Consider the following 15,040-nt stretch of genomic DNA (forward strand, 5'->3'; position numbering starts at 1 on the left):
GGTTTAGACGCTTTAATCATACGGATAAGGTCTTCCTTTTTCAATACGCTAATTTACACAAACTATTTTACGCTCTCAAAGATAAGCTATCCACTAAGCGCAATTCATCAATCAAGCTGACAATATAGTCAATTTCTTCTGAAAACTGTTGCATCACCTTTCCCAAATTCATCATTTCCGCATCAGCTATTTCAAAAGAATTATGTTGCGAATAAATTGCCACGTGTACTTGACCTTCTTTTTGGAAATGAAGAAAGACCTTGGCTTGCGCACGGTCAGCCATCCTTTGAATATACTCCATCATATGTGGTGTCAAAATATAATAAGCTTGTTGCTCATTGATGCTTTCGACAAAAAAACGTTTAGTGAAACTAGCACTATCCGTAGTAATGCCCCCTTTTAAGTTGCGCTGACCTTTACGCTCTCTTTCTTGCACGGAAACATCAGCCACTAACTGCTTAGGAAAATCACAAATTAACCACAGCCCCTTAAAAGCTTCTTTGTACGTATGAACAGTATTCCCTTCACTATCTTTACTCGTTGTGACTTGTGTTAATTCTATATCAGAAAACGCACAACGGACCCCTCGATAGTTGCCTTTCACTAGATCGCTTCCTCTAAGTTCATCAAAACGAAAGCCAAAACTATTGGCCGCCTGCTGGATATCTTCCACGGCTAATCCCTTTTCGTGTTGATAGTCAAACTCCTTAAAGATTTTTTTCAGTAGCATCGGCATAATATTAGTGGCTGCTTGGCTTTTTATTTTGCTGGCTGAATCACTGCGATGCACCCAGCCTAAAAGTGCTATGACAACCCCTACGATAAATATGGCTATCCCCAGTATACCGTTTATTAAAAATCCTAGTGGCACTAGCAGGATACCGCCTAGCATTACCCACTTGCCAAGCTTGGAAGATTTAGCTTGAGCTTGAATAAACTCCTGCATTTCACTAAAAGTTGCTTGACTGTTTAAATCTACTGTCCCATCTGTTAAATTAATCAGCGTACCACACGTTTTACACATTCTTTGCTGCAATTCTAATGCCTGTTCACAAGAAGGACAGGAACGCAATTCACCTAGTAAAATACGCTCACGCTCCGCTACTTCCTTTTTCGACATGATAAAAATAGTATTCCCTTCTCGACGTACCTTGACCATTTTTTTACCTCCAATGCTTGTTTAGCTCTGATAATCTCGATAAATGATAAAACAGTTGCATTTTAGACTGTTTATTTTAATTTAATTTTAACTTAAATCAATTTATTCATAAAGCCATAACCTTTTGCGTTTGTTTGATCACAACCATCAAAGACGACAAAAAAAAAGACAGGTGAAAGTCTTTTTGACCTTCACGTGTCTTGGCTGACTACTATTTTTCTCTTCTGGTGAGTAAAGTGACGCTTTCAACATGCACGGTTTGGGGGAATAAATCTACCGGTTGGACTTTTTCAATATTGTAACCGGAAGCATTAAATAAAGCTAAATCGCGAGCTAGAGTCGCTGGGTTACAAGAAATATAAACAACTTTCTCTGGTGCCATGGCGACAGTAGCGTCGATAAAACTTTCGCTGAGGCCTTTTCTTGGGGGGTCCACCATGACCACCGTTGGCTTCACGCCGGATGCTTGCCAAGTGGCCATCACGTCTTCAGCGTTGCCGATTTCATAGCTAATATTAGTGACTTTGTTAAGTTTGGCATTTTCTTTGGCATCGGCTACTGCTTCTGGCACAACTTCTACGCCGTAGACTTGTTGCACACGTTTAGCTAAAGACAAGCCAATGGTCCCGATACCACAGTAAGCATCTACCACCACGTCATCTTTGGTTAATTGGGCAAAGTCGATAGCTGTTTGGTATAAAAGTTCGGCTTGTGGTGTATTCACTTGGTAAAAAGATGGTGCAGAAATACGATACGTATTCCCTAATAATTGATCTTCATAATAACTTTGGCCCCATAACACAATATTATGACTTCCTAAAATGACGTTCGTCACTTCATGATTGACATTTTGCATCACGGAAACAACTTCGGGCAGCGCTTCGTGAATGCGTTGAGCAATTTTAGGACCATCAAAGAATTTTTCTTTCCGGGTGACTAACGTGACCATCATCTCATGGGAGTAATACCCACGGCGCACGATAATGTGCCGCAAAAAGCCGGTATGATTTTCTTCATTGTACGCACTAATGCCGAAGTCTCGCAAAATGTCACGAATCGTAATAACCGCTTGGTCGATCACGGGATCTTGGATATAAAAATCTTCCATGGAAATCAGTTGGTGGGAATTTTTTCGAAAAAATCCGGTGGTTAAATGGTCCTCCACTAAACGCACAGGAATTTGCGCTTTATTGCGGTAGCCGGTTTGCTTAGCACTACCTAGTGTAGGCAAGACTGGTACTTCTGGCAGTTTAGCAATTTTTTGCAGGACGTTTTGGACTTGTTGGCGTTTGAAAGCTAATTGGCCGCTGTAGTTTAAGTGTTGTAAAGGAGCAATGCCGGTTTGTAACAAGCGATTATCCGTTGTTGCCACTCGTTGGCTGCTTTCCTTCACTAGTTTTAAAACTTTACCAAAGCCAAAATTTTTCCCTGCTTTAATCACTTTAATATCGACAACTTCATCAGGTAACGCATTTTCGACAAAAATTGGATAGCCGTCGCGTTTGGCGACGCCTAGTCCTTCATAGGTCAAATCGTGAATCGTCACTTGCAAGTTTTGATTTTTTTCTACTGGTACTTCTTTTTTCATGTTGGTCTCCTTTTATCAAGATGCAGTCTTGACCACATCTTCAGTCCTAAGAAAAGCTTCACGAGACTTATTCCTAAGACCTCTGTGAAGCTTCCTCACCAGACTAAGCATTTTGCATTAGTCTTCTTTTTGTTGATTAATCAAACCATCGCCGTCTAAATCTTCTTGCGCCAACTCTTCTACTTCATTAACAAAAGCCCGAGTGGTTTCGTCGTACTCTTGTTCTGTAATCGCCTCATCGGCAATATCGTCGACATTGGCAAAAAATTCGATATGTTGTTGGTGATTAATAAAAGTCATGGGGGCATCGCCACCGTATTCGCCATCTAAGTTAATCATCATGCGCGTGGCGTCATCTTGCACTTCAGCATGCAAGAAACTAGTCTTCGTGTAAATCACGCGAGGATCGTTCACATGGCGGCCACCGTTAAAGACCATGGCAACTAAGTGAATCATTTCAAAGAGATTGGCGGTCTTCACGATGATTAAAGAGAACTTACCATCATCTAGTTTCGCATCTGGTGCAATTTGTTCTAAGCCGCCCACTGAATTGGTCAAGCCTAAAAAGAACATCGAAGCTGGTCCATCATAGATGCCATTCTCATATTCCAAATGAACATTAATCGGTTTGACTCGCGGTAACATCTCAGCGCCTTTGGCTAAATAAGCTAAATAACCAAAAATCGTTTTCAGTTCAGAAGGGACTTCATAGGTCAGTTCTGTTAAATAGCCTCCGGCCGCAATATTAATAAAGTAACGTTCATTCGCTTCACCGATATCCATTTTAATGGATTTGCCTGTTAAGATTACTTCGGCGGCCTTTTTTATATTATCGCGAGGAATTTTTAAAGCGCGGGCGTAATCATTAGTCGTGCCAGCAGGAATAATCGCCATTTTGGGACGGACAGGTAAGTTCGCGATACCATTGACCACTTCGTTAATCGTGCCATCGCCACCAGCGGCGACAATTAAATCAAAGCCTGCCAAAGCAGCGCGGGTTGCTTCATGTTTGGCCGATTCTTCTTCCGGCGTGGTGGCAAAAGCGCTGGCCTCATAGCCGGCTTTTTCCAACACGTCTAAGATATCAGCAAGATTTTTCCGTACTAATTCTTTTCCGGAAACCGGATTATAAATTAATCGTGCCTTCATGTTCTCTCCTATCTTTTTTGCAATTCCGCCATTAACAATTGGTTGACGACAGCTGGATTGGCTTTGCCCCGTGTTTGTTTCATAATTTGTCCTACTAAAAAGCCCACTGCGCGGTCTTTACCATTTTTGAAATCTTCGATGGATTGTTGGTTGTTATCCAGAATTTCCGTAATCAGAGGAATCAATTTAGCTGGGTCAGACAATTGGACTAATCCTTTTTCTTCCACGTAAACTTTTGGTTCGGCGCCCTCTTCAATAGCGGCTTTAAAGACTTGTTTAGCAATCTTCGAACTAATGGTCCCGTCTTGAATCAATTGAATCATTTCGGCTAAGTTTTTCGGTGTTAATTTCGTGTCGGCTAATTCTTGTTTTTGGCTGTTGAGATAAGCGGAAACTTCCCCCATCAACCAGTTGGAAGCAAGTTTGGCATCAGCACCATTGGCTAAGGTGGCTTCAAAGAAATCAGACATCTCTTTGGTTAAGGTTAAAACCATCGCATCGTATTCCGGTAAACCTAATTCGGCAATGTAGCGTGCCCGTCGTTTATTGGGCATTTCTGGTAAACTTTGCCGCATCCGTTCAATCCACTGGTCATCAATTTTAAAAGGCGGCAGATCTGGTTCTGGGAAGTAACGATAATCAGAAGAACCTTCTTTCACCCGCATTAAAATCGTTTGGCCGGTTGTTTCATCAAAACGGCGAGTTTCTTGTTGGATCACACCGCCAGCCCGTAAGACTTTTGCTTGCCGCGTTTCTTCAAAGGCTAAGCCCTTTTTCACGTAAGATAAAGAGTTCAGGTTTTTCAACTCGGTTTTGGTGCCAAATTTTTCTTGCCCATAAGGCCGCAGGGAAATGTTAGCATCACAGCGCATGGAACCTTCTTCCATTTTCACGTCAGAGACTTCCGTAAATTGAATCAAAGAGCGTAAAGCATCTAAATAAGCATAAGCTTCTTCTGGTGAACGCATATCAGCTTCGGAAACAATTTCAATTAAAGGCGTTCCTTGGCGGTTTAAATCCACATAAGAATAGCCATCAGTACCATGAATGTTTTTCCCCGCATCTTCTTCTAAGTGGACCCGCTCAATGCGAATTTTCTTTTTCTGACCTGCTACGTCAATTTCAATCCAGCCGTCGTGCCCAATGGGTTGGTCAAACTGGGAAATTTGGTACGCTTTGGGATTATCAGGATAGAAGTAATTTTTCCGGTCAAAGTGGGTGTCGCGGGCAATTTCACAATTTAAAGCTAATGCGGCTTTCATGCCAAATTCCAAGGCGGCTTTATTTAAAACCGGTAAAACACCAGGATAGCCCCAGTCAATAACGTTAGTGTTAGTGTTGGGCTCAGCACCAAAATGCGCTGGTGCCGGGGAGAAAATTTTAGTATTGGTTTTTAGTTCTACGTGGACTTCTAGTCCGATAACTGTTTCAAAATTCATCTTAAAACCCTCCTAAAATCTTGGGTTGTTGTTTATGATAATCTGTGACCCCTTCAAAAGCGGCCGCAGCTTGGTACATGGTAGCTTCATCGAAAGCTTTCCCGATAATTTGTAAGCCCACAGGCAGCCCTTCAGAAAAACCAGCGGGAATACTCATCCCAGGAAGACCTGCCAAGTTAACGGGAATCGTTAATAAGTCGGCTAAGTACATGGAAATTGGATCGTTGATATTTTCTCCTAAACCAAAGGCAACATTCGGTGAAGTTGGGCCAATAATTAAATCGTAATTGGCAAAGACTTGGTCAAAGTCATTTTTGATTAACGTCCGTACTTGCGCTGCCTTTTTAAAGTAAGCGTCATAGTAACCAGCAGATAAAGAATAAGTTCCTAACATAATCCGCCGCTTCACTTCCATGCCAAAACCTTCAGAACGGGATTTGACATAGACATCTTCTAAGTTTTCAATGTCTTGAGCTCTAAAGCCATAACGAATCCCATCAAAACGTTGCAGGTTGGAGCTAGCTTCTGAACTAGCCATAATGTAGTAGACTGCTACTCCATATTTAGAATAAGGTAAGCTGACTTCTTCTACAGTAGCTCCTAATTTTTTAAAGGTTTCCACAGCTTCTAAAATAACTTTCTTCACGCCCGGTTGTACCCCGGCCCCTAAATATTCTTTAGGTAAAGCGATTTTCATCCCTTTAATTTCTTTGCCAATTTTCGCAGTGAAATCAGGAATGCTGCGCCCAGAGCTGGTGGAATCTTTGGCATCGTAGCCAGCAATAGCGTTTAAGACTAAGGCATTATCCGTAACGTTTCTTGTTAATGGTCCAATTTGATCCATACTAGAAGCAAAGGCGATTAAACCAAAACGCGACACGCGACCATAAGTAGGCTTCAAGCCGACAATCCCGTTAAAAGCGGCTGGTTGCCGAATGGATCCCCCAGTATCACTCCCTAAAGACACTGGAATTTCCCCCGCCGCCACGCTGGCAGCAGAACCACCAGAAGACCCACCGGGAACTTTGGTGGTATCCCAAGGGTTAACCGTCTTTTTAAAGGCGGAAGTTTCGGTACTACTCCCCATGGCAAACTCATCCATATTGAGTTTACCAACCGGAATCATATTGGCTTGATAAACTTTATCCATCACAGTAGCGTCATAAATCGGATCAAAGTTTGCTAAAATTTTGGAAGCGGCAGTCGTCCGCAAATCTTTGGTGACGATATTGTCCTTAATTCCAATGGGAATACCGGCTAAGATTTCATCTTCAGCGACCCCTTTAGTATCAAGACCTTTAGCCATTTGCAATGCTTTTTCTTCATTTAAAGCTAAGAAGGCACCAATCGTTTTGTCGGTCTCGGCAATGCGGGCAAAAGTGGCTTTCGTTAAGTCGGTTGCTGAAATTTCTTTGCTGACAAGTAAATTGTGTAGTTCTTGAATGTTTTTTTGATAAAGTTCAGTCACTATGCTCCAGCCTCCCCATTATCCATAATTGCTGGCACTTTTATATAGCCATCTTTAGTTTGCGGTACATTGCGTAACAACTCTTGCCGCGGCATTCCTGGTACCACCACGTCTTCGCGTAAAACATTGATACCATCCACAACGTTAACCGTTAAAGGTACCCCTGCTGTTTCTACTTCTCCTAATAGTTCCACCATTTCAATAATCTTACCCATTTGTTTCGTAAAGCCTGGCAGTTCTGCGGTTGAAAAGCTCAATTTGGCAAGTTTAGCCACGTGTTGTGCTTCTTCATTAGTGATTGCCATTTGTTCCCCTTCTTTCTTGCAAAATTCTCTTTGAGTTTACCACATTTTTTTGAAAATTAATTAAAAACATGTGCAATAGGATCGGCGTCCCCTTGACTAATCACGTTACTTTGCGTACCCGTCACAGCATTGACACTAATTTCCCACGTCACATCTTTGGCAAAGGTCTCTTGGGCTGTTTTAGCCACAAACTGCGTAAAGCTAGTGACTTCTGCTTTCGTATAGTAACCGGATTCCACTGTAATCGTCAATTTTACCAGTTTGCCTTCTGCATAATAAGCCATTCCCGAAACGCCGGTCAAATTAGGGAAGAAACTGGTAGTGGCTGATTGAAATGTTTTAAAAGCGGCATTTAAACCATCTTGGGTGGCTTCATTGTCGCCACTAGTCACAGGGAGCAAAATGTGATTTTCGGATAAAGTATCCCATTTGTCCACCGTTGCGGTGCCATCACTTAAGGAGCCTAAAATAAAGTTTCCTCCTTGAACATCGTCGTTTTTAGCTTGTTGGAACAAGGCGATGTAAATGGGAATTTCTTTTAAGTCCCCCTCTTGCCGTAAACGCGTCAAAATACTATTGGCTGCTTGTCGGCCTTGGGCGAGCATTTCTTCATTGGAAAGTTCAAGGTTAGGCGTCACAGAATAGTCCACTTGGTTTAAGGCTACGCCAATCACCAAGCCAGCTAATTTTTCACTGTCGGCAGAAATAAAATCATACTCGATAATTTTTTGCACCGCTTGCCCTTTGCTGGCATCGCCAGCATTTAAACCATCTGGATTATCATCCGTCTTGCGGCCTAGCCAATTACGTAAAGTAACACCGTCAATTTTTTGCCCTTCTTGGAAATAATATTTATCTGTAGCAAAGTTTAATTGGGCTAAACGTAAGAGTCCCGTTTGAAAATTATTAGTGTTGTAATTGGAATTTAAAGTAGAAGTTTCCACCCCATTAGCGATTCCGGTTTGATACTGACCGTCTACTAATAGCGCTTGGTAAACTTTTTCATCCACGCGTCCTGTAGTAATGGTCCCACTGTTACTCGTTTGGTCAGCGGTGGAAATATTTTCTAACTTGCCACAGCCCGCCAAAAGACCTAGCGCCAGGCAAGCTCCTCCTAAGAGGATTTTTTTTCTCGTTAGCATTTATTGTTCCTCCATCAATTTGCTCTGCAGTTGTTCTTCATCCATAACAGGAATATTCAGACTCTGGGCTTTTATTAATTTTGAACCCGCATCAGTACCCGCAATGACGATATCTGTTTTTTTAGAAACACTCCCCGTCACATTGGCACCTAAGCTTTCTAAACGGGCTTTCAACTCGTCTCTTGTATAATGCACCAACTTTCCGGTTAAAACAACGGTTTTGCCGTTAAATTCACTGGTGCTTTCTGTTGGACTAACAGCTGGTGCCCCTAAATAATTTAAGTTCACCGCGGCCGCTTGTAATTCCGCCAATAATTGATGGACTTCTTGATTTTTAAAATACGTCGTGACGCTATCGGCGATAATTTCCCCCATGGAATCAATAGCGACAATGTCTTCTTTTGTCGCTTGCGCTAGGGCGGCAATCGTTCCGAAATGGCTCATTAAAATTTTAGCCGCTTTAGCCCCCACATGGCGAATCCCTAAACCGAATAATAAACGTTCAGCAGAATTACTTTTACTTGCTTGAATGGCGCGATAAAAATTTTCCGCCGATTTTTCTTTCACTTTATCCAGTTGTAAAAAGTCCGCTTCTTGCAAGCGATAAAGTTCAGCGACATCTTTCACTAAGCCTTTAGCAAAAAGTTGTTGCATAATTTTGGGCCCTAAGCCGTCAATATTCATGGCATTGCGCGAGACAAAATGATTCAAGCCTTCTAAAAGTTGCGCTTCACACATAGGATTGATACAGCGCAAAGCTACTTCCTCTTCCAAGTGCACCAGTTCACTGTGACAAACGGGACAATGAGTAGGTAAGACAAAAGGGACGCTACCAGCTGGTCGTTTTGCTAAAAGTACTTTCGCCACTTCCGGAATAATATCCCCGGCTTTATAAATCAAAACGTGATCACCAATGCGTAAATCTTTTTCGGCGATAAAATCTCCATTGTGTAAAGAGGCCCGACTAACCGTTGAACCCGCTACTCTGACTGGGGTCATCACCGCTGTCGGAGTTAAAACCCCGGTCCGCCCAATCGTCCATTCAATCTCTTCAATCACCGTTTCTACTTCTTCGGGTGGAAACTTATAGGCCGTGGCAAAGCGCGGTGCTTTGACGGTAAAACCTAACTGATTTTGTTGGGCAAAATCATCCACTTTAATGACGATGCCGTCAATTTCATACGGCAAGCTAGTTCTTTTAGCATGATACTCTTCAATGTATTGCCAAATTTCAGCAACAGAATGACATAAACGATACTCAGGATTCACGCGAAATCCGACTGTCGAAAGTTCCGCTAAGGCCGCGCTTTGACTCATGGCTTTTAACGGACCGAAATCGGCTACTGTATACAAAAAGGTACTTAAATTACGTTGCGCGGTCACCCGCGTATCCAGTTGCCGCAAACTACCTGCCGCGGCATTACGGGGATTGGCAAAGACGTCTTGTCCTTCTTGTTCCCGCCGTTCATTTAAAGCGAGAAAAGATTTTTTAGGCATATAGCATTCCCCCCGCACTTCCAAATTGATAGCTTGGGCTAAACGCATCGGAATTGCTTGGACAGTGCGCAAGTTTTCGGTAATATTTTCTCCCACGACACCATCGCCGCGGGTTGCGCCTTGGACAAAAAGACCATCTTGATACTTCAAGGTAATCGCTAAGCCGTCGATTTTTAATTCACAGCAATAAGCGACTGTCTCCACCCCTAAGGCTTTTTTCACGCGGGCGTCAAAGGCTTCCAGTTCACTGCGAGAAAAAACATCACTTAGGCTCATCATGGGTACATTATGGGTCACTTTTTCAAAGCCCGTAAGAATTTTGCCCCCCACCCGCTGCGTAGGAGAATCTGGCGTAATCAGTTCAGGATGTTGTCCTTCCAACTCTTCCAGCTGGCGGTAGAGCTTGTCGTAGTCGTAGTCACTGGCGGTGGGTTGATCTAAGACATAATATTCATGGGCCCACGCTTTTAGGGTTTCTTTGATTTGTATTAGTTCTTTTTTAACTTCGGCGTTGTCCATTCCTCATCCCTCCTAAGCTTTTGTAATGGGAGCAAAAGCCGCTAATAAGCGTTTGATGCCTTGCTCCTTAAAGGCAATATCTAATTCCATTTCTTCTTGCGCTCCACTGACTTTCACTACTGTACCGATGCCCCACTTCTTATGGTTCACTTTATCTCCTACTTGATAGCTAGTACTTGTAGTTTTCGCTTGTGGCTTACTATAGGTTGGCTGTGGTGCTTGAGGCGCGGTGGTTTTCTTGGGTGCGTAAGCTTGATTCCAACGATTCGTTTGGTCAAAAGGATAAGTCGTTTGGCTGCTAGTAGTTCTTTGACTGGCAGAGCTACGATTACTATTGCCCCAAGCACTTGTGGTCCGGCGCGCTAAATACGGTGAAGTATTATTTTCGGTAGTACCGGAACTTGATAATAACTCTTCATCAATTTCACTAATGAAGCGACTTGGTCGATTGTACTGGGTCTTCCCGTAAAGCGTCCGGGATTGGGCGTTAGTTAAATATAAAATTTCTTCAGCTCGAGTAATGCCCACATAGGCTAAACGCCGTTCTTCTTCTAACTCATTTTCTTCCATTAGAGCCCGGGATAGAGGAAAGACACCTTCTTCCATCCCCATCAAAAAGACTACTGGAAATTCCAAGCCTTTAGCGGCATGTAAAGTCATTAAAGTAACTTGACTAGTAGCATTTTCTTCTAAGTTATCTAGGTCCGAAACTAACGCTAAATCATTTAAGAAAATAATTAACTTATCCTCTTCGGCTTCAGCATCACGTTCTTTTTCCCAACGTTTATCAAATTCTTGGGTTACTGTTAAAAATTCTTCCAAGTTTTCTAAGCGGCTTTGGGATTCCAACGTGTTTTGGCGTTTCAGCTCTTCTTCGTAGCCTGACTTCGTTAAAATTTCTTGCGTGAGTTCCGTCACTGTTAAATAAGGAACTTGTTGGATAAAGTTTTCCATCAAGACCGCAAAGTTGGCTAATTCGCGACTGGCTTTGCCACTGATATTGGCTAAAGCAACATTTTGCGCGGCTTCCAACAAACTAAACTCGTGATAGTTGGCAAACTCTTGCAATTTTTCAATGGAAGTTTGACCAATTCCTCGTTTAGGAACATTGACAATCCGTTGAAAGCTCAAGGAATCTTTGTTATTGGCGATTACCGTTAAATAGGCTAAGATATCGCGAATTTCTTTACGGTCGTAGAACTTGTGGCCCCCCACCATCGTGTAAGGGATATTGGATTTTAAGAGGGTTTCTTCTAGAACCCGGGATTGGGCATTGGTACGGTAGAGGACCGCAAAATCATTATATGGGCGGTTGTGCTCGCGACCTTCTTTTTGAATTTGACTGACAATAAAACGGGTTTCATCCCGCTCGTCATTGCCGCGATAATAAATAATTTTTTCGCCGTCGTGATTTTCTGTCCAGAGCTTTTTCTTTTTCCGTAAGCTATTGTTTTCAATCACTTGGTTAGCGGCTTGTAAAATCGTTTTGGTGGAGCGATAGTTTTGTTCCAACAAGATGACTTTGGCGTTAGGATAGTCAGCTTCAAAATCTAAAATATTTTGCATATCCGCTCCCCGCCAACCGTAAATACTTTGGTCAGCATCCCCGACGACGCAGAGATTTTTAAAGCGGGCCGCCAATAGATTCACTAACGTATATTGGGCGTGGTTAGTATCTTGATATTCATCCACGTGAATGTAGCGGAATTTATTTTGATAATAAGCTAAAACATCCGGCTGGTCATCAAATAAACGAATGGTATTCATAATTAAATCATCGAAGTCCATCGCTTCATTTTGCCGCAAACCCTTTTGATAGGCTTCGTAACACTGCCCGACAATTTGTTCAAAGTAACTACCTTGTAAAGCTTGGTAAGCTTTGGGATCTTGCAGTTTATTTTTAGCGTTACTAATGCTGCCTAAAATCGAACGCGGATCAAACTTTTTCGTGTCCACGTTGAGACTTTTTAAAACTTGTTTCATTAAAGTTAACTGTTCACCGGCATCAACAATGGTGAAATTTTTACTGTAACCAATCAGGTCCACATCGCGGCGCAAAATCCGCACACACATGGAGTGAAACGTCGAGACCCAAACATCTTCAGCACCACTAACTAAGAGCTTGGCCACCCGCTCTTTCATTTCTTTAGCCGCCTTATTGGTAAAGGTAATGGCTAAAATATTCCAAGGATTCATTTCCTTTTCTTCAATTAAGTAGGCAATGCGGTGGGTTAAAACTCGGGTCTTGCCACTACCGGCGCCGGCCATCAATAAGAGGGGGCCTTCTGTATACTGCACTGCTGCAGCTTGTTGCGGATTCATGCCCGCTAATAATTTTTCCTTTGGATTCATGGTCAAAACTCCTTTTCAATCTTATTTAGTATACCAAAAAATGCCTAAAACTTCTTTAAGAAAAGGCAAAGCTTTGCCCTGATTACTGAAATTTTTTTAGTAGCTAAGAAACAAAAAGATTTCTTCTTCCTGAGATATTTTATACTAACGATTAATGCTATAATAAATTAAATTTTACAAAGGAGTGAATCCATGATGGCTAAACGCTTCAACTTTCTTTATCCCTTGGGACTAACAATCGTCACGCTTGCTGCCAGTCTGTTACTAAAATTTTATGGTGATAACTGGTGGGTGCTAGCTATTAGTCTAGTTATTTTTTTATTTTTCTTAGCCCAGACCCTTTACCGCGCCGTAACTACCGCTACGGCCAGCTCGAAATTCGCAACACTATTAGATGCCTTAGGAGCAACACTTTTTCAGCCACGCTTTGACCGTGATTATTGGCGCATTAAAACTTTACCCGAAAAAATTTTCGTGACGGTAACCAATTTATTTTTAGCCGCTGTCCTGATTGCCTTTTTTATTTTCCACTTCAGTAAAAACCTCGGCTTTGGTTTAGCCATGATTCCTCTAGGAGCAAATTTTTTAGCGACGGCTTTTACCAACTTACGCCTTCAACAAAAAAATAATGCTCTTTACTACTTCGCTTCCACCGTCGTGGCTTTGATTTTAATGATTTTAAGTTTTTCTGGTTTTATTTTTTAAGTCTACTGGCAAAAACTTCCTTCATTTTCCAAAGAAACCTTTTATTCCACTGAACTTTTTGGTATCTTAAGAAACGAAAGGAAGGACATCATGGAAAAAAAAGTTTCAGAAATTAAACGTTTAGACGATACAAGCTTACGCTTCATTGCTGGCGGCTTAGTGATTGGCGTTATCGCGGGTTTTGTCGTGAGTCTTTTTCGCTTGAGTATTGAAAAAATTGGGGAACATTTGCCCAGCTGGTTTCTCTTTTTAAAAGGACATCTTTATTATTTGCCAGTTGCCTTTTTACTGGCCGCCTTACTGGTACTAATTACGGGGCGCTTAATTCAAAGTGATCAAAATATTAAGGGCAGCGGGATTCCTCAAGTAGAAGGCCAATTGCGGGGCCAAATGGAAATTCGCTGGTGGTCGGTCTTGTGGAAAAAATGGCTGGGTGGCGTGCTTGCTGTCGGCTCAGGTCTTTTTTTGGGGCGGGAAGGTCCCTCTATTCAATTAGGCGCGTCGGTTGCCCAAGGATTGGGGACTAAACTAGCAAAGACCGACAGTGAAAGAAAAATTTATATTTCCGCTGGTGCGGCGGCTGGTTTGTCGGCGGCTTTTAACGCGCCCATTGCGGGGCTGCTGTTTGTTTTAGAAGAAGTCCATCATAACTTCTCCCCTTTAGTCTGGCTGACGAGTTTTGCCGCTGCTTTAGCCAGTAACTTTATTTCCATGAATTTCTTCGGCTTAACGCCGGTGCTTTACCTTGGTGAACTAGAAAGTTTACCTGTGAAACACTATATTAGTTTAGTCTTTCTCGGGATTTTTCTAGGTCTTTTAGGACTCTGCTATCAAAAAGTTTTACTGCGCCTCCCTCGTTGGTATGGCAAATTAAAAATTCCGACGGCTTTTTATTGCGTTGTGCCTTTCTGCTTATTAATTCCAGTAGGGCTGTTCTTTCCTCATTATTTAGGCGGCGGGAACCAAATTATCCACCAACTAGGAACAGCACCTTTAAGCTTTTATTTATTAGTTGGTCTCTTTTTATTACGTTTTGTTTTTTCCATGATTTCTTATGGTAGTGGTTTACCCGGGGGTATCTTTTTACCGATTTTAACTTTAGGAGCTGTGCTCGGTTGTATTTTCGGCACAGTCTGGTGTCACTTTACGGGACTTGACGTGAGCTATATTAAAGATTTTATCGTCTTTGCCATGGCGGGTTATTTTGCCGCTATTGGTAAGGCCCCCTTAACCGCCATCATCTTAGTGACGGAAATGAACGGCAGCATTATTCACTTGATGCCTTTAGGGGTGGTCTCCTTGGTAGCTTACATGACGGTAGACTTCTTTGGCGGCCAACCCATTTATGAAGCCCTCTTAGAACGAATGATTGAGCCAGACTTTGGCAATATTAAAGGCCGCAAAACCATTGTGGAATTCCCCATTACCGCTGAAAGTGGTTTTGCCGGACAAATGATTCGTGACTTTGTTTGGCCAAAAGAAATGCTTTTGACTTCCATTCGACGGGGCGAAGCAGAACTCCTGACGCGGGGCGATACGGTGATGCTCGTTGGCGACACTTTATTAATTTTGACAGACACGGGTATCTCACAAAAAATTAAAGTTACCTTGCAACAAATGGAACAAAACCAAGTCGGGAAAACAAAATTATAAACCCTTTTAGAAAAAAGAAGCCTCGTTCCTTCGCAAACAGGAACGAGGCTTCTTTTGTTTTCTA

The 15,040-nt window shown here is 42.3% G+C and carries 11 protein-coding genes; 2 read left to right on the top strand and 9 right to left on the bottom strand.

The genetic code is table 11. The features are described from left to right. Window positions 1-67: 67 nt before the first annotated feature. From FFM57_RS05565 to pcrA, 9 genes are all read right to left on the bottom strand, one after another. Window positions 68-1,159, bottom strand: a complete 1,092-nt coding sequence (locus tag FFM57_RS05565) for a DUF3137 domain-containing protein (RefSeq protein ID WP_137599540.1) — start codon at window positions 1,157-1,159, stop codon at window positions 68-70. A 211-nt stretch (window positions 1,160-1,370) separates the two neighbouring features. Next, window positions 1,371-2,747, bottom strand: a complete 1,377-nt coding sequence (gene rlmD / locus FFM57_RS05570) for a 23S rRNA (uracil(1939)-C(5))-methyltransferase RlmD (RefSeq protein WP_137599541.1) — start codon at window positions 2,745-2,747, stop codon at window positions 1,371-1,373. 117 nt (window positions 2,748-2,864) lie between these two features. Beyond that, complete coding sequence (locus tag FFM57_RS05575; protein ID WP_137599542.1) at window positions 2,865-3,896, bottom strand: diacylglycerol kinase; 1,032 nt, start codon at window positions 3,894-3,896, stop codon at window positions 2,865-2,867. An 8-nt stretch (window positions 3,897-3,904) separates the two neighbouring features. Continuing rightward, complete coding sequence (gene gatB / locus FFM57_RS05580; protein WP_137599543.1) at window positions 3,905-5,335, bottom strand: Asp-tRNA(Asn)/Glu-tRNA(Gln) amidotransferase subunit GatB; 1,431 nt, start codon at window positions 5,333-5,335, stop codon at window positions 3,905-3,907. Window position 5,336: 1 nt separating this feature from the next. Further along, window positions 5,337-6,803 (bottom strand): Asp-tRNA(Asn)/Glu-tRNA(Gln) amidotransferase subunit GatA, encoded by a 1,467-nt coding sequence (gene gatA / locus FFM57_RS05585; protein ID WP_137599544.1) that lies wholly within the window; start codon window positions 6,801-6,803, stop codon window positions 5,337-5,339. After that, on the bottom strand, window positions 6,803-7,108 hold the full coding sequence (gene gatC, locus FFM57_RS05590) for an Asp-tRNA(Asn)/Glu-tRNA(Gln) amidotransferase subunit GatC (protein ID WP_137599545.1): 306 nt from the start codon (window positions 7,106-7,108) through the stop codon (window positions 6,803-6,805). Before gatC ends, gatA begins: the two co-directional genes overlap by 1 nt. A 56-nt stretch (window positions 7,109-7,164) precedes the next feature. Further along, a complete protein-coding gene (locus tag FFM57_RS05595) occupies window positions 7,165-8,250 on the bottom strand; it encodes a CamS family sex pheromone protein (RefSeq protein WP_137599546.1) in 1,086 nt (361 codons plus the stop codon). Next, a complete protein-coding gene (ligA, locus tag FFM57_RS05600) occupies window positions 8,251-10,266 on the bottom strand; it encodes an NAD-dependent DNA ligase LigA (RefSeq protein ID WP_137599547.1) in 2,016 nt (671 codons plus the stop codon). 12 nt (window positions 10,267-10,278) lie between these two features. Further along, the gene (gene pcrA / locus FFM57_RS05605) at window positions 10,279-12,618 is read right to left on the bottom strand and encodes a DNA helicase PcrA (protein WP_137599548.1); all 2,340 of its coding nucleotides are present in this window, start codon (window positions 12,616-12,618) and stop codon (window positions 10,279-10,281) included. A gap of 195 nt (window positions 12,619-12,813) precedes the next feature. On the opposite strand from pcrA, the gene FFM57_RS05610 reads away from it, so the two are divergent. Together FFM57_RS05610 and FFM57_RS05615 are read left to right on the top strand one after the other, a co-directional pair. Beyond that, window positions 12,814-13,323: a hypothetical protein gene (locus tag FFM57_RS05610; RefSeq protein ID WP_137599549.1), complete on the top strand. Its 510-nt coding sequence runs from the start codon at window positions 12,814-12,816 to the stop codon at window positions 13,321-13,323. Between the two features lie 90 nt (window positions 13,324-13,413). Next, window positions 13,414-14,976, top strand: coding sequence for a ClC family H(+)/Cl(-) exchange transporter (locus FFM57_RS05615; RefSeq protein WP_137599550.1), 1,563 nt, complete (start codon window positions 13,414-13,416; stop codon window positions 14,974-14,976). The last annotated feature ends 64 nt before the right edge of the window (window positions 14,977-15,040 follow it).

The sequence above is a fragment of the Enterococcus nangangensis genome (assembly GCF_005405245.1).
GTDB lineage: Bacteria > Bacillota > Bacilli > Lactobacillales > Enterococcaceae > Enterococcus_J > Enterococcus_J nangangensis.